At 67.5% G+C, this 15,841-nt stretch carries 17 protein-coding genes; 15 read left to right on the top strand and 2 right to left on the bottom strand.

Features of this window, described 5'->3' with window-relative positions:
- The first annotated feature begins 3 nt into the window (after positions 1–3).
- The 15 genes from VJ673_RS10100 (at position 4) to VJ673_RS10030 (ending at position 12,650) form a co-directional block, all read left to right on the top strand.
- On the top strand, positions 4–690 hold the full coding sequence (locus VJ673_RS10100) for a precorrin-8X methylmutase (protein ID WP_324125966.1): 687 nt from the start codon (positions 4–6) through the stop codon (positions 688–690).
- Positions 691–714: 24 nt separating this feature from the next.
- Positions 715–1,878: a cobalt-precorrin-5B (C(1))-methyltransferase gene (locus VJ673_RS10095; RefSeq protein WP_324126040.1), complete on the top strand. Its 1,164-nt coding sequence runs from the start codon at positions 715–717 to the stop codon at positions 1,876–1,878.
- Entirely contained in the window at positions 1,857–3,179 is a 1,323-nt protein-coding gene (gene cbiE / locus VJ673_RS10090; RefSeq protein WP_324125965.1) for a precorrin-6y C5,15-methyltransferase (decarboxylating) subunit CbiE, read from the top strand. The genes VJ673_RS10095 and cbiE overlap by 22 nt, the downstream gene beginning before the upstream one ends.
- Positions 3,172–3,987, top strand: a complete 816-nt coding sequence (gene cobI, locus VJ673_RS10085; protein ID WP_324125964.1) for a precorrin-2 C(20)-methyltransferase — start codon at positions 3,172–3,174, stop codon at positions 3,985–3,987. Before cbiE ends, cobI begins: the two co-directional genes overlap by 8 nt.
- Positions 3,984–4,757 (top strand): cobalamin biosynthesis central domain-containing protein, encoded by a 774-nt coding sequence (locus VJ673_RS10080; RefSeq protein ID WP_324125963.1) that lies wholly within the window; start codon positions 3,984–3,986, stop codon positions 4,755–4,757. The genes cobI and VJ673_RS10080 overlap by 4 nt, the downstream gene beginning before the upstream one ends.
- Positions 4,754–5,182 carry a cobalamin biosynthesis protein gene (locus VJ673_RS10075; RefSeq protein WP_324125962.1) on the top strand — a complete coding sequence of 143 codons (429 nt, stop codon included), beginning with the start codon at positions 4,754–4,756 and terminating at the stop codon, positions 5,180–5,182. Before VJ673_RS10080 ends, VJ673_RS10075 begins: the two co-directional genes overlap by 4 nt.
- 40 nt (positions 5,183–5,222) lie before the next feature.
- A complete protein-coding gene (locus VJ673_RS10070) occupies positions 5,223–5,408 on the top strand; it encodes a CbtB domain-containing protein (protein ID WP_324125961.1) in 186 nt (61 codons plus the stop codon).
- A gap of 14 nt (positions 5,409–5,422) precedes the next feature.
- A complete protein-coding gene (locus tag VJ673_RS10065) occupies positions 5,423–6,217 on the top strand; it encodes a CbtA family protein (RefSeq protein WP_324125960.1) in 795 nt (264 codons plus the stop codon).
- A gap of 115 nt (positions 6,218–6,332) precedes the next feature.
- Entirely contained in the window at positions 6,333–7,298 is a 966-nt protein-coding gene (gene cobJ / locus VJ673_RS10060) for a precorrin-3B C(17)-methyltransferase (protein ID WP_324125959.1), read from the top strand.
- A gap of 79 nt (positions 7,299–7,377) precedes the next feature.
- Positions 7,378–7,722, top strand: a complete 345-nt coding sequence (locus VJ673_RS10055) for a (2Fe-2S) ferredoxin domain-containing protein (protein ID WP_324125958.1) — start codon at positions 7,378–7,380, stop codon at positions 7,720–7,722.
- Between the two features lie 170 nt (positions 7,723–7,892).
- Positions 7,893–9,188, top strand: a complete 1,296-nt coding sequence (locus VJ673_RS10050; RefSeq protein WP_324125957.1) for an acetyl-CoA hydrolase/transferase family protein — start codon at positions 7,893–7,895, stop codon at positions 9,186–9,188.
- A gap of 388 nt (positions 9,189–9,576) precedes the next feature.
- Positions 9,577–9,717 (top strand): hypothetical protein, encoded by a 141-nt coding sequence (locus tag VJ673_RS10045; RefSeq protein ID WP_324125956.1) that lies wholly within the window; start codon positions 9,577–9,579, stop codon positions 9,715–9,717.
- Between the two features lie 10 nt (positions 9,718–9,727).
- Positions 9,728–10,609, top strand: a complete 882-nt coding sequence (locus VJ673_RS10040) for a TraB/GumN family protein (protein WP_324125955.1) — start codon at positions 9,728–9,730, stop codon at positions 10,607–10,609.
- Positions 10,610–10,620: 11 nt separating this feature from the next.
- Positions 10,621–11,763 (top strand): DNA polymerase IV, encoded by a 1,143-nt coding sequence (dinB, locus tag VJ673_RS10035; RefSeq protein ID WP_324125954.1) that lies wholly within the window; start codon positions 10,621–10,623, stop codon positions 11,761–11,763.
- A gap of 128 nt (positions 11,764–11,891) precedes the next feature.
- The gene (locus VJ673_RS10030) at positions 11,892–12,650 is read left to right on the top strand and encodes a carbonic anhydrase (RefSeq protein ID WP_324125953.1); all 759 of its coding nucleotides are present in this window, start codon (positions 11,892–11,894) and stop codon (positions 12,648–12,650) included.
- A 48-nt stretch (positions 12,651–12,698) separates the two neighbouring features.
- On the opposite strand, the gene VJ673_RS10025 is transcribed toward VJ673_RS10030, so the two are convergent.
- Positions 12,699–14,204, bottom strand: coding sequence for a YdgA family protein (locus VJ673_RS10025; protein WP_324125952.1), 1,506 nt, complete (start codon positions 14,202–14,204; stop codon positions 12,699–12,701).
- Between the two features lie 114 nt (positions 14,205–14,318).
- The gene (gene scpC / locus VJ673_RS10020; protein ID WP_324126039.1) at positions 14,319–15,782 is read right to left on the bottom strand and encodes a succinyl-CoA:acetate CoA-transferase ScpC; all 1,464 of its coding nucleotides are present in this window, start codon (positions 15,780–15,782) and stop codon (positions 14,319–14,321) included.
- Positions 15,783–15,841: the final 59 nt, after the last annotated feature.

Below are 15,841 nucleotides of genomic sequence, written 5' to 3'. Positions count from 1 at the left end.
ACCATGAACACGAACGTCGTCACCGAACAGCTCACCGCCGCCGGACGCGCGATCGAGCACGATTCCTTCGCGATCATCGACGCCGAGGTCGGCCGTCACGACTACCGCCCCGAGCAGTGGCCGGTCGTGCGCCGCATGATCCACGCCAACGCGGACTTCGAATTCAACGGGTTGACCGAATTCCACCTCGAAGCGGTCGCCGCCGGTCTCGACGCGATTCTCGCGGGTGGCACGCGTGTGGTCGCGGACGTCGAGATGATCTGCGTCGGGCTGTCAGCCTCGCGCCTCGCGCACTTCGGCATTACGACCCACCAGTTCATCTCCGACACCGACGTGATCGAGCAGGCGAAGGCCGAGGAGACCACTCGCGCCGTACAGGCGATGAGAAAGGCGCATCGTCAGGGCCTGCTCGACGGGGCGATCGTCGGCATCGGCAACGCGCCGACGGCGCTGATCGAGGTCGTGCGCCTGATCCGCGAGGAAGGCGCGCGGCCCGCGCTCGTGATCGGGATGCCGGTCGGCTTCGTGTCGGCGGCCGAGTCGAAGGACCTGATGGCCGAAGTGCTGGAGGTCCCCTGGATCGTGATCCGCGGCCGCAAGGGCGGCTCGACGCTGGTCGTCGCCGCGATCCATGCGCTGCTGGGGCTCGCCGAAGCACGCCAGCGCGAACAGCAGGCGCTGACGGCCTGATCGGGTAACGAGCGGAGTCGAATGATGGCAGCAGGCCACGTCTTGCCGGAGAAGGTCAGGAAGGGCGACGCGAAGCGCGAGCGCGGCAACCGCACGGGCTTCACGACCGGTGCGAACTCGGCCGCCGCGGCGACCGCGGCGACGCTCGGCCTCGTGCACGGCGAGGTGCCGGCCGAGATCGAGTGCGTGCTGCCGAACACAATGCACGTGACTTTCCGCATCAGCGACGGGCGAGTCGACGGCGACCGCGCCCACGCGGTGAGTATCAAGGACGCGGGCGACGATCCGGATGCGACCGACAAGGCGCATCTGACCGCCGACGTGCGCCGGATCCGCGATGGCGGGGGCGAGGTGATCCTGAAGGGCGGGCCGGGCGTCGGCGTCGTCACGAAACCGGGCCTCGGGCTCGAAGTCGGCGGGCCCGCGATCAACCCGGTGCCGCGCAGGAACATCTGCGAGAACGTCGCGCGGGCGGGTGCTGCGATCCTCGCCACGGGCGACAGCCTGGAGGTGACGATCTCGGTGCCGGGCGGCGAGGAGATGGCGAAAAAGACGCTCAACGCGCGCCTCGGCATCCTCGGCGGCATCTCGATCCTCGGCACGACCGGCATCGTGCGCCCGTTCTCCACGGCCGCGTGGCGGGCGAGCGTGGTGCAGGCGATCGAAGTCGCGGCGGCGCAGGGGCAGACTACGGTGGTTCTGACTACCGGCGGGCGTACCGAGAAAGGCGCGATGCGCGTGTTCCCCGAACTCGACGAAGCCTGTTTCGTCGAGTTCGGCGACTTCGTCAAGGCCTCCTTCACCACGGCGGTGAAGCTCGGCATGCGCCACATCGTGCTCGGCGCGATGGTCGGCAAGCTCACGAAGATCGCGCAGGGCCTGTCGGTGACGCATGCGTGGCGCGCTGAAATCGACCGCGCGCTGATCGCCGACGCCGCGATCGAAGCGGGCGCACCGCCCGAGGTCGTCGAGCAGATCCGCTCCGCCGAGACTGCGCGCTTCGCCGCCGAAAGCCTCGCCGAACTCGGGCTCACCGTGCCCTTCCATCGCGCGCTCGCGTTGCGCGCGATCCGTACCTTGCGCGAACGCTATCCCGGCCCACACCGCCTGACCGTGCTCGCGTTCAACTTTGAAGGCGTACCCATCGTCACCGTGGAGGACTCCGAATGTCTAAGCCCCGCTGCCTGATCCTGGGCATCCTCGACGACGGCTGGGAGGGGCTTTCCGCCACCGGCCGCGCACGCCTCGCCGCGAGCCGCGTCGTGATCGGCGCACGCCGCACGCTGGATCTCGTCTCGCCGCATCTCGGGGCCGACGTCGAACTGCGCGACATGGATGGCGCGCTCGGAAAGACGCCCGAATGGGTGCGCGCCGCGCTTGGCGACCATCTCGCGGTGACCGTGCTCGCGACCGGCGACCCGCTGTGTCATGGCATCGCGCGCTTCCTGATCGACAAGATCGGCGCGGATAAGGTCGAGGTACTGCCCGCGCCGTCGACGGTCGCACTCGCCTGCGCGCGGCTGAACAAGACCTGGCAGGAAACTGCGATTCGCTCCTGCCACGGCGCCGACGCCGGCGAATGGTTCAACGGTGCGACGCCCGGACATGGCCTTTACGGCATCGTGCGTGCGGTCGCCGAACATGCGCGCGTTGCGGCCTTCACGGGGCCGGCGAACAGTCCCGATCGCATTGCGCGCGCGCTTCTTGCTGCCGGTTACGGCGACGACGTCCGCATGTCGGTCGCGGCACGCCTGTGCCTGGCGGACGAAGCGATCTTCGCCGATCTCAAGCTTGAAGAAGCCGCTGCGCGTGAATTCCCCGATCCGAACATCGTCGTCATCGACCGCGCAGCCGCTTCCGCCCCACGCGCCGTGTTCGGCTTCGAGGATTCCGACTTCGTGCAGCGCCAGCCCGAAAAGGGCCTGATCACCAAGATCGAAGCGCGCGCGGTGTCGCTGGCGAAGCTGGGGCTGCGGACCGACAGTCTCGTCTGGGACATCGGCGCCGGGTCGGGCTCTGTCGGGCTGGAAGCCTCGCGCATCGCCCGCCTCGGCCACGTCTGGGCCATCGAGAAGAACGTGGGCGATGCCGCGAACGCGCGCGAAAACGCCCGCCGCCTGCAGGCGACGAACTACACGCTCGTCGAGGGCAAGGCGCCGGAGGGCCTCGACGCCTGGCCCGATCCGGACGCAGTCTTCGTCGGCGGGTCGGGCGGCGAGCTCGCGCACCTGATCGAACTGATTCTCGCGCGTCTAAGACCCTCCGGGCGGCTCGTGATGAACTTCGTGACGATCGAAAACCTCGCGACCGCGACCGCGGCGCTGGCCGCGGCCAGCGCCGCGTGGGAAGTGACGATGCTGTCGGCGGCCCGCAGCCAGCCGATCCTCGACATGCACCGGCTCGCCGCGCAGAACCCGGTGTGGATCGTCACCGCGTATAAGAACACCTCTAAGAACACCTCTTCCCAAGCAGAGAAGAACAATGAATGACGCGCTCCCCACGCCCCGCTACGGCCGCCTAATCGGCGTGTCGCTCGGCCCCGGCGATCCCGACCTGATTACGCGCCGCGGCTGGACCGCGCTGCAGTCGGACGCGCGCTGGACCTACCCGGTGAAGAAGGCCGAGGAACGCTCGTACGCGCTCGACATCGTCGTGCGTGGCGGCCTCGAGGTGCCGGCCGACGCCGTCGAACTGGTGTTCCCGATGACGCGCGACGCGGTCGCACTCGCGAAAGCGTGGGCGCGCGCCGCGGTCCGCACCGCCGAGCTCCTCGCCGAAGGGCGCGACGTCGCCTTCCTCGTCGAGGGCGACGCCTCGACCTACTCGACCTTCCGCCACCTCGCCCGCTCGGTGCGCGAGCTTGTGCCCGAGATCGAAGTCGAGACCATCCCCGGCGTGAGTTCCTTCGCCGCAGCGGCCGCCTGCGCCGACGTCGCGCTCGCCGAAGAGGACGAGACCGTCGCCGTGATCCCCGCGGCTTACGGCGTGTCGGTGATCGACCACCTCCTCGACGAGTTCGACACGCTGGTGCTGATGAAGGTGAAGCCGCTCCTCGACGAAGTGCTGGAGCTGCTCGAAGCGCGCGATCTCCTCGCGACGAGCTGCTTCATCGAGAAGGTCGGCTCGCCCGAGGAGCGCGTCGTCAAGGACGTCGCGAGCCTGCGCGGAGAGAAGGTCAATTACCTATCGCTGCTGCTCGTACAGAACCCCAAGCGCGCCCGCGGAGAGCTGCGTCGCGGCTGCCGCAAGCGTGCGGAGAACGGAACAGTTGTGACGACGGCGGAGGAAGCCGCATGAGCGTCCAGCTGCCCTTCCCCAACGAGCGTGTCGCGGTCGTCTCGATCACGAAGCACGGTATCGCGCACGCCGGCAAGGTCGTCGCCGCGATCCCCGGCGCGCAGCTCTTCGCCCCCGAGAAATTCCGCGCCGAGGCCGAAGCCGCGGCCCCCGGCGCCGCCACCTGCTACACGGGGAAGACCGGCGACCAGATCCCGGCGCTCTTCGCGAGCTTCGACGGCATCGTGGCGATCGTCTCGCTCGGGGCCATCGTGCGCCTGATCGCGCCGCACCTGAAGGACAAGGCGCAGGACCCCGGCATCGTCGTGCTCGACGAAGGCGGGCGCTACGCAATCCCGATGCTCTCCGGCCACCTCGGCGGGGCCAACGCGCTCGCCGGCGTGCTCGCCGCGGCGCTCGACGCGCAGCCCGTGCTCACGACCGCCTCCGACGCTCGCGAGACGCTCGCCGTGGATCTCCTGGGGCGCGAACTCGGCTGGACTTTCGACGCGAGCCATGACGAGATCGTGCGCGCAAGCGCCGCGGTCGTGAACGACGAGCCCGTCGCCCTCGTGCAGGAAGCCGGCAGCGGCGATTGGTGGGTGCGCCACGCCAACGGCCGCAGCGGCCCGCTCCCGGCGAATCTCAAGCGATTCGAACGCCTCGAGGACGTCGATCCCGAGAAATTCGGCGCCGTGCTGTGGATCAGCCAGCGCGATCTGCCTGCTGGCTGGCCCGAACGCCTCGCCGGGCGGCGCGTGATCTACCGTCCGCCCCAGGTGGCCGCGTGAACGCCTCACGCGCCCCCTCTCGTAATCCCGTTGCCCTCGGGCTCGGTTGCGACCGCGGCACGCCGACGGAGACGATCGCCCGCGCGATCGACGAGGCGCTCGCCCAGGCGGGCGCGTTCCTCACCGACGTACGCGCGGTCGCGAGCATCGACCTCAAGGCCGACGAAGCCGGGTTGCTCGAAATCGCAGCACGCCACGGGTGGGTACTGACGTTTCACCCGGCCGCCGTGCTCGCCACCGTCGATGTCCCCAACCCGTCGGAGACCGTGCTCCGATACACCGGCACGCCGTCCGTTTCGGAGGCCGCCGCCCTGATCGCAGCCGGGACTGACCTCACGCAACTCATCGTCGAAAAACACAAACTGCGCGGGCCCGACGGCCGCAATGCCACCGTGTCGGTCGCCCGCATGCCGGCATCGAACTGATTTTCAAACGCTGTCACACCATCAAAGAAGGAGAACCACCATGCAACAGCAAGCCACCCTGCAAATCGCCCGTCCGAAGAGCGCCCTGCTGGCCATCGCGATGCCCGTCCTGAGCGCTGCGTTGCTCGGCGCCGTGATCGTCTACGGCGTCGGCTTCAGCCACATCGCCGCCGCCCACAACGCCGCGCACGACACGCGCCACTCCAACGTCTTCCCCTGCCACTAAGCACGGAGCCGGACATGCTGTTCCGCCGTATCGTCCTGTGCGCCCTGCTGGTCGGGGCGCTCGCCGGCCTGCTCGTGAGTGCCGTCCAGCACTGGCAGGTCATCCCGATCATCGCCGCTGCGGAAGTGTTCGAAGGCTCGACCGAAGCCGCCGAAGCCCCCGAACCTGCTGCCGCGATGGCTCATGACCACGACGACGCCCATGGCGCCGCCCACGTCCATGAGGAAGCAGCCTGGGAGCCCGCAGACGGCACCGAACGGCATGTCTGGACCGCGATCGCCAACGTGATGACCGCGATCGGCTTCAGCCTCGTGCTGATCGCCGCGATCACGACCTGGGAACATCTGCGTGGCCGCCGCGTCGCCTCGGCACGCGCGGGCCTCCTGTGGGGCGCCGCCGCCTGGCTGTGCGTCTTCGCCGCGCCCTCGCTGGGTCTGCCGCCGGAAATCCCCGGCACCGCCGCTGCGGCGCTGGATGCTCGCCAGACCTGGTGGCTCGTCGCCGTCGTCTGCTCGGCAGTCGGCCTTGGCGTTCTCGCCTTCGTGCCCGGCCGTTTGCGCTGGCTCGGGATCGCCCTGCTGGCCCTGCCCTACGCGCTCGGCGCCCCGCACATCGACGGCGCCTTCGCCGCCTACAGCGACGAAGTGGCACGCCAGATGGAAGCGCTGACCGGCCAGTTCGCGATCGCCGCCGCAATCTCGAGCGCGATCGAATGGCTTACCCTCGGCGGCCTCGCCGGCTGGGCCGTCGCGCGCTGGGTGCGCCCGGCGCTCGCCACGCTCGGTTCCCCAACGACCGCGCACGTCTAGGACGGAAGCGCGAAGCGGATAAGGTTCCGGCACCCCATTTGACACGCGGCTGCCGGCCACCCGGCGCAAAACGGCGGGTTCATCCCGCCAGCGCCCTCAACAAAGAGAGAACACCATGAGCACAGGCAAGATCATGCTGGTCGGCCTCGGGCCCGGCAGCGTGGAACACATGAGCGGCCGCGCGCGCGCCGCGATCGCCGAAGCCGACACCGTCATCGGTTACGTCACCTACATCCGCTTGGTCGCCGACCTCGTCGAAGGCAAGGAAGTCGTCAAGAAGTCGATGACCGAGGAGCTCGACCGCGCGATCGAAGCGCTCGACCGCGCCAAGCAGGGCAAGAAGGTCGCGCTGATCTCGTCGGGCGACGCAGGCGTCTACGGCATGGCCGGTCCGACCTTCGAAGTGCTGTTCCAAGCCGGCTGGACGCCCGACTCGGACATCGAAGTCGAGATCATTCCCGGCGCGTCCGCGCTCAACACCTGCGCGGCACTGGTCGGTGCACCGCTGACGCACGACTTCTGCGCGATCTCGCTCTCCGATCTGCTGACGCCCTGGCCGGTGATCGCACGGCGCCTGCACGCCGCAGCGGCCTCCGATTTCGTCGTCGCGCTCTACAACCCGAAGAGCGGACGCCGCGCGCGCCAGATCGTCGAAGCGCAACGCCTCTTCCTCGCGCACCGCCGTCCCGACACGCCGGTCGCGATCGTGAAGTCCGCTTACCGGCCGAAGCAGCGCATCGAGTTCACTACCCTCGAAAAAATGGCCGAATCCGAGATCGGCATGCTCAGCACCGTGCTGATCGGCAACTCGAACACCTTCGTCCGCAACGGCCTGATGGTCACGCCGCGCGGCTATGCGAACAAGTACGACGTCGAATCGGGCACCACCCGCGACGGCGAAAAGGCCGGCCGCTCGCTGTCGACCGGCCTCAACGGCTGGCTCGAGAGCCTGCGCGAGAGCGGTGAAAGCGCCGAGGAACTCGCGCGCCGCTACGCGCTGCCGGTCGACTACATCACCGCGGCACTCGCCGACGACGCCGTCGAAGACGACGCCACAGCCGAAGGGGAGACGTTCGCATGAGTAGTGCCGCCCGACGACCCGAAGACGGCGCTCTTGCCCCCGCGGGACAATGGTCGCGCAGCGATCGGAAGGAGATCCAATGAGCGAGGTCGCAAAACCCAAGCTCGGCACCTACCGCCGCCACCTGCTGGTGTGCACCGGCCCCCGGTGTACACAGAACGGCGAATCGCAAACCCTCTTCGACAGCCTCGGCGACACCTTCAAGGCGGCCGGGCTCGACAAGGGGGAATTGCGCGTCAAGCGCACGCGCGTGTCCTGCTTCGCCGCCTGCAAAGGAGGCCCGGTGGTCTGCGTGCAGCCGGACGGCGTCTGGTACTACAACGCCACGCCGGACAACATGCAGCGCATCGTCGATCAGCACCTCGCCGGCGGCGAGCCGGTCGAGGACCTCATCTTCCACCGCGGGCCCAGCACCGGTCGCTGAGCGCGCGAGCGCACTTCGTTCCGCCTTGCTCTGCACGGCCTCCTCTCCCCAAAACGGGGACGGAGGGCGTCCCATACGCATGCGTATGTTTACCATACGCACCAGTATGGTTATGGGTATAATCGCGCCGCAATTTGGCCATGACAAGTCAGGAAACGGAGAGAGACGCCATGAACGCACACACCCTGTACCAGAAAAAGCGCATGAACGCGGCCGACGCGATATCCCTCATCAAATCGGGTGACACCATCGTTGTACCGACCGGCGTGGGCGAACCGCCGACCCTGCTCGAAGCGCTGTCCGAACAGCGTCATGGCCTCGAGAACGTCGTCGTCAGTCAGATCCTGCCGCTGCGCAAATACGGCTATTTCGACCCCGAAACCGTCCGCAACGTCCGCCACAGCGCGTACTTCTTCGGCGGCGCCTCGCGCGCGGGCGGCCAGGCGGGCTGGATCGACTTCATGCCGAACTACTTCTCCGAAATCCCGCAGCTCATCGACCGCGGCCTGACGCCCGCCGACGTCGTCTTCTCGATGGCCTCACCGATGGACGAACACGGCTACTTCGCGCTCTCGCTCGGCCCCGACTACACGATGGCAGCGGTGAAGAAGGCGCGGGCCGTCATCCTCGAAGTGAACCCGAACGTCCCCTTCGCCTACGGCGACTGCCACGTCCACGTCTCTCAGGTTGCCGCGATCGTCACCAGCGACGGCCCACTGACCGAAGTGGGCCTGCCGGCGATCGGCCCCGTCCAGGAAGCGATCGGCAAGTACGTCGCCGACCTGATCGACGACGGTTCGACGTTGCAGATCGGATATGGCGGCATCCCCGACGCCGTCGTGATGCAGCTCAAGCACAAGCACGACCTCGGCATTCACACGGAGATGATCGGCGACGGCATCCTCACCCTGATCGAATCCGGCGCCGTCACCAACCGCAAGAAGACGCACAAGCCCGGCAAGATGCTCGCGACGTTCGCGCTCGGCTCGAACAAGCTCTACCAGCACATGCACCGCAACCCGGCGCTCGAGATGCACCCGGTCGACGTCACCAACGACCCGTATCTCGCCGCGCAAAACGACAAGCTGATCGCGATCAACGCCACGATGCAGGTCGACTTCCTCGGCCAGTGCGGCTCGGAAAGCCTCGGCTTCGCGCCCTACTCCGGCACTGGCGGACAGGCCGACTTCGTGCGCGCGGCAAACCGCTCGAAAGACGGCAAGGCCTTCATCGTGCTGCCCTCGACCGCCAAGGACGGCACCATCTCGCGCATCGTGCCGACGCTGACACCCGGCACCCACGTCACGACGAGCAAGAACGACATCAACTACGTCGTCACCGAATATGGCGTCGCCCAGCTGCGCGGCAAGAGCGCCAAGCAGCGCTGCGAGGCGCTGATCGGCATCGCCCACCCCGACTTCCGGGGCGAGCTGCGCGAAGCGGCGAAGCGGATAAACCTGCTCTAAATCGGCCGCCAAGTACGTCCGTTCGCCCCGAGCCCTTCGGCTTGGCTCACGGCCGGCGTGCCGAAGAGTGGTGGTAGGGCTTCGACACCGAACCATATGGGCTGCCGGCCCGACGACCGGTTCGCAGTATTGGGCACAGCGGCGAAGCACGGCGTTGGATTCGCCCGCCGGGCTGTCGTGAGCGCCGCCGCGTTGCGACCCGCGGGGGAAATAAGGCGACGCATGTCTGAGCCCCCGCAGGGGGCGAGTTTGCGTCGCAGCCCCCGCGGACCGTAACGTGGCGGGGAGCCGAAGGCCGCGAGCGTCTGCCCGGCGGGCGAATCCAAGGCCGTGCCCCCCGCGGCCCCCGGATGCCCCACAATATCGGGGCTCGAAACCGAGGACCGCCATGCTCCCGCACCGTCATCCCGACCACTTCAACCTCGACGAACGCCTCACTGCTGCCACCATAACGCCGTCAGATGCGCAGATCATCGACGTCGCGGTCGTCGACCACGTCACGAAACGCATAGAGACTGCCGCCGAGTAGGCCTGCAGGCATGATGCCCTTCACGCGCCTCCTGTACGTCCTCGCGAGCTTCCTGCTGATGCTCGCCGGCAGCGCGCAGGCGGCGCCGTTCGAGCACGGCCTGCTGTGGGAGATCACGCGTCCCGGCGTCGCGCCGAGCTACCTCTTCGGCACCATGCACATCGCCGATCCGCGCGTCCTCAAACTGCCACCTCCGGTCGCCGAAGCCTTCTCGAAATCCCGCACCTTCGCGCTCGAACTCTACCCGGACGAAGCCGTCGCCCAACGCTTCAGCGAAGCCAGCCAACTCGAGAACGGCGGCCGGCTGTCGCGGCTGCTCTCCCCCTCCGCCTACGCCGAACTCGAATCGCTCCTCGCGCAACGTGGACTCACCCACGAACGCCTCGACCACCTCAAGCCCTGGGCCGCCTTGCTGCTCGCCACCGCCGCCGCGATCGAGGGCGGCGAAAGCCTCGACATCTCGCTCTACGTTCGCGCGCGCTACGCCAACAAACGCGTCGAGGAACTCGACAGCGTCGAAGAACAGATCGCCGTCTTCGACGACCTGCCCGAGGAAACCCAGCTCGCGCTGCTCACCGTCGCCCTCGAGCGCTACGACGCACTGCACGACGAACTCGAAGACAGCATCCGCGCCTACCTGCGCCGCAACCTCGCCGAACTCACGACGCTCGCGCGCCGCAATGCCGGCACCAGCGCGGAGGAACAACGCCACTTCGCCATATTCGAGAAGAAGATCATCGAAGACCGCAGCGTCACGATGGCCTACCGCCTGCAGACCCACCTGCGCCGCGGCCACACCTTCGCCGCCGTCGGCGCGCTGCATCTGTACGGCAATAAGGGCATGCTGAAACTGCTGCAGAACGACGGCTGGCAGGTCCGCCGCATCTACTGATCCGCCTCCCCATGTCACGTCGCATCGCCCACCTCGACATGGACGCCTTCTACGCGTCTGTGGAACTGCTGCGCTACCCGCAACTCACCGGCCAGCCCGTCGTCGTCGGCGGGCGCCGCGGGATGCTTTCGCCGGAAGAAGGCTTCCCCCGCCTGCGCGACTATGTCGGCCGAGGCGTCGCGACCACCGCGAGCTACGCCGCACGGGCGCTAGGCGTGCATTCCGGCATGGGCCTCATGAAGGCCGCCGCGCTCGCCCCCGACGCGATCCTGCTGCCGGCAAACTTCGACGACTACATCCGCTACTCGCGCCTCTTCAAAGCGGCTGTCGCCGAGATCGCGCCTCACATTGAAGACCGCGGCATCGACGAGATCTACATCGACCTGACCGACGTCGCCGGCGAAACCGTCGAACTCGCCCAACGCATCAAGGACGCCGTGCGCGCCGCAACCGGCCTGGCCTGTTCGATCGGCATCACGCCGAACAAGCTCCTGTCGAAAATCGCCTCCGACCTACAGAAGCCCGACGGCCTCACCGTCATCGACGAGATCGACATCCCGACCCGAATCTGGCCCTTGCCTGCCCGCAAGATCAACGGCATCGGTCCGCGGGCGAACGAACGCCTGGAGGCGCTCGGCATCCATAGCATCGGCGAACTCGCCGCGGCTGCGCCCGACTTCCTGGTCGACGAATTCGGCCAGCACTACGGCCGCTGGCTGCACGAAGCCGCGCACGGGCGCGACGAGCGGCCGGTCGTCACCGAACGTGAGCCGAAGTCCATCAGCCGCGAAACAACCTTCGAACGTGATCTCGACGTGCGCGCCCATCGGGACGAATTGACGGCGATCCTCGTGAAGCTGTGTGAGCGCGTCGCCGGGGACCTCACACGCAAGGGCTACGCCGGCCGCACGATCGGCGTCAAATTGCGCTACGCGGACTTCCGCACCGTCACGCGTGATGTGACGCTGGATCGCGCCACCGACGACGCGGCCGCGATCCTCGCCGCCGTGCGCAGCTGCCTCAAGCGCATCCGCTTCGAACAGCGCCTGCGGCTACTCGGCGTCCGCGTCGGCTCGCTGCTGCGACCGGGAGAGCCGGGCTCGCCGGAAGGCCACGCACCCGACGTAGGCGTCAATCTTCGTCTCTTCGACTAAGATCCCGTCCGTTTTATTAACAATCATTAATTTGACTGACATCAAACCGAAACGGATTCCGCGTTGAAGCGGATGCTGCAGGGCAACATAATACGATCACCTCGTATTTATGCCAAAGGAGTAGTCCAATGCAATCTGCCCTGCGTCTTGCCTTGCTTCTTTCCCTGTCCGCCGCGCCGTGCGCGTTCGCCTCCGACGCAGGTCACGCCGGCCATGCGCCCCACTGGACCTACGACGGCCATTCGGGCCCCGAGCACTGGGGTGAGCTGGAACCTCATTTTGCGATGTGCGCCGGCGGCAAGAACCAGTCGCCCATCAATGTGGATTCGACGATCAAGGCCGAGCTCGAGCCGATCGCCTTCTCCTACACGCTCGAAAGCCGGGAAATTCTCAACAACGGCCACACGGTGCAGGTGAACTTCGCGCCGGGCAGCACGATCAACGTCGCCGGACACCAGTACGAACTGAAGCAGGTGCATTTCCACACGCCGAGCGAAAATCTCATCGCCGGGCGCAGCTTCGCAGCCGAAGCGCACTTCGTGCATGCGGACAGCGACGGCAATCTGGCCGTCGTGGCGGTGATGCTCGAGGAAGGCGCGAAGAACGATGCCATCGCATTGCTGCAGGACAAGGCCCCGAAGGTCGCCGGTGAGCACGTCGCATTCGGCGACGGTCCGGCGCTGAAGTCGCTGCTGCCGGCGAGCCGCGACTACTTCCGCTACAGCGGTTCGCTGACGACGCCGCCGTGCACGGAAGGCGTCGCCTGGCTCGTGATGCAGCAGCCGCTCACGATCGCCCGCAGCCAGGTCGAGGCGCTGACCCAGGCAATGAACGGCCCGAACAACCGCCCGGTCCAGCAGTTGAACGCGCGCCTCGTTCTGAAATAAGGGTGGGATGAGGCCGGGCAACCCTCGGGAGCCCGGCCTTCCGACGAATTACTGCGCCGGCGCCGTCAGGCTGCCGGACTGCGCGTGTGCTGCGCTGTCGCTACCCGCGGCGGCACCGAGCGCGAAGGGATTGACCGGCTTGCCGTTGATCTTCAACTCGCCGCCGCGGAATTCCAGCGCCGATTTCACGAAGCCCTGCTCGCGCTGCACGAGCCCCTGGGCAGCGTAGCCCGCGAGCTGCAGGTCGACGCGGCGCGCAGCTTCCTCGGCCGAACCAGCTTCGTCCTTCTGCATGTCGGCAATCAGGCCCTCGGGCAGCGATGCATTGCCAGTCACGTCGAGCTTGCCGATCAGCACGAACGGGTTCTGCAGGTCGTCGGGCGAGAGCTGGTTGGTGCGCACACGCAGCGCCATCGTCGCATCGCCGTGCGGGCTGCGGAAGCTGATGCGGTCGATGCTGATCTCGGGATCGTGCGCCAGCAGCTCGCGCGCAGGCTCGGCGAGCGCCGCCAGAGCGAAGGCCGTCTGGCCTTGCTTCGCCTGCCGCAGTGCCTCCTCCGAATACATGCTCATCACCGCACGGGACAGCTTGGCGAGGGTGCGGGCATGCAGATGGTTCAGGCTCAGGTCGTAGTGCGCCGGTCCGTAGTCCTGCGCGCCGACCTGCACCGTCTCGGCACCGAACTTTGCGCTGATGTCGATGAACTCGCCTTTCGCGGGGGAACTCACGTCATAGGCCACCTGTTTGAGCAGCAGCGGCTCCGCCTTCTCGCCGCCTTCGCCGGCCGCGGCCGCCGCGCGCGGCGTCATGCGGACTTCGTCGATCGTGATCTTCTGGGTGCCGGCGTACAGCAGGGGCTCGTCCTCGAAGACCCGCGACTGATCGCCGCTCATGCGGATGCCACTGACGACGACATGCGCAGCGCCGTCCTCGATCTCGAGGCCGGGCGCCTCGCCCTGCATCGAGTAGCGCTGCATGTGGCGCGTGAAATCGACGGTGAACTTCAGGCCCTGCCAGCTGACGTGGCGCTCGCCGCCGTCCTTCGCCGGCACCGTCGTCTTGAAGCCCGGGCTCGTCAGCGTCGTGCTGCCGCCGCCCGAGAATCCATAGACCGTCTTGAGCTGCAGCGGCGCGGCATCGCCGAACACCTTCGCCAGTTGCGCCTTCGCGGCCTCGTCGAGCACGAGACCGGCTTCGGCGGTGGCTGCCCCGATCGTCCGCAGTCCGGGCAGCGGCCCGTGCGCGATTTCCGAGCGCACCGTGAAGCGCACCGGCTCCACCGGTGCGTCCGTCGTCGCTGCCTCTTCCTCGCCCGCACGCGCCAGCGCGCTCAGCAGTTCGCCGTTGAGTTCGAAGGTCACGAGTTCGGTCGAATGGAAGACGCCGCGCTCGAAGCTGCGCTCCACGACCTTGATGTAGGGCTGCTCGCTCAGCTGCTGGTATTGGGCGTCGAGAGCACTTTCGACCTGCTTGCCCAGCAGCCAGGCAGTGGCCGGATAGGCGAGACCGAGCGCCACGGCGACGGCGGTGGCGATCTTGGCGGGTTTGTTCATGTCGGGAGGATTCCTGGTTCTTGGAGGTGCGCGGAAGTGACCATGGTATATGCAATCGGCAGGCGCGCGAAAGCCTGCCGCTTAGCGCCACTCACCTTTCCGCGCACCCGCCCCTTACATCGGCTCGCCGCGCAGTGCGCGCAGGTGCCAGTCGAACACTTCCTCCAGCAGGTGCGGCGTCTGCCGACCGGGCGAGCGCTCGAGCGCTCGCTTGGAGTAGTCGCGCAACGCCGGGCGGAAATCCGGATGCGCGCAGTTCTCGATCACGACGCGCGCACGCTGCTTCGGCGACAGACCGCGCAGGTCGGCGAGGCCCTGCTCGGTGACGATGACCTGCACGTCGTGCTCGGTGTGGTCGACGTGCGAGGCCATCGGCACGATGCACGATACGGCGCCGTTCTTCGCCTGCGAAGGCGTCATGAAGATCGACAGGTAGGCGTTACGAGCAAAGTCGCCCGAGCCACCGATGCCGTTCATGATCTTGCTGCCCATCACGTGCGTCGAATTGACGTTGCCGTAGATGTCGGCCTCGATCATGCCGTTCATCGCAATCACGCCCAGGCGGCGGATCACTTCCGGGTGATTGCTGATCTCCTGCGGGCGCAGGATGATGCGCTCGCGGTAGCGTTCGAGATCCGCGTTGAGGCGGGAGAGCGCGTCATTGCTGAGCGAGAAGGCGGTTGCCGACGCGCAGGCGAGCTTGCCGGAGCGGATCATGTCGAGCATGCCGTCCTGCAGCACCTCGGTGTAGGCCGTCATGTTCTCGAAGGGGCCGTCGTTGAGGCCGGCCATCACCGCGTTGGCGATATTGCCGACACCCGACTGCAAGGGCAGCAGGTCCTTCGGCAGACGGCCCTTGCGAACTTCGTGCTGGAAGAATTCGAGGATGTGGGCGGCGATCAGACGCGAATTCTCGTCGGGCGCCGAGAAGGCCGAGTTGCGGTCCGGGCTGTGCGTCTCGACGACGGCGATGACCTTGTTCAGGTCGCAGCGCAGATAAGGTTCGCCGATGCGGTCGGACGGCTGCACGATCGGGAGCGGCTTGCGATGCGGCGGCAGCTGCGTGCCGTAGTAGATGTCATGCATGCCTTCGAGGTGCGCGCTCTGCCAGGAGTTCACCTCGAGGATGATGCGGTCGGCCTGGTCGAGCCAGGTCTTGTTGTTGCCGACCGAGGACGAGGGCACGAGCCGCCCGTCCTCGAGGATGCCGGCGACCTCGACCACCGCGACGTCCAGTTTGCCGAGGAAGCCCGACCAGACGAACTGCGCGACGTGCGACAGGTGGATGTCGACGTACTCCATCTCGCCGGCATTGATGCGGGCGCGGCAGGTGGGGTCGGACTGGTAGGGCAGCCGCATCTCGATGCCGCCCACCTTCGCGAGCGCGCCGTCCAGCTCGGGCGCGGTGGACGCGCCGGTCCACACGCCTATGCGGAACGTGTTGCCGCCCCCGTTGGCCTCCTCGATGCGCCGCGCGAGCGCCGGGGGCACGGCTTTCGGGTAGCCCGCGCCGGTGAAGCCGCTCATGCCGACGTTGTCGCCGTTGCGGATCAAGGCGGCGGCCGCGTCGGCCGGCATGATCCTGCTGCGCAGGCCAGGGTGCAGGACGCGGGAGGGCGGGGTGGAAGCGGCAGGGT

This window comes from Aromatoleum sp. (genome assembly GCF_035254505.1).
Classification (GTDB): Bacteria; Pseudomonadota; Gammaproteobacteria; order Burkholderiales; family Rhodocyclaceae; genus Aromatoleum.
Note: the sequence above shows the minus strand (reverse complement) of the source record. Positions and strands in the feature narration are given on the sequence as shown.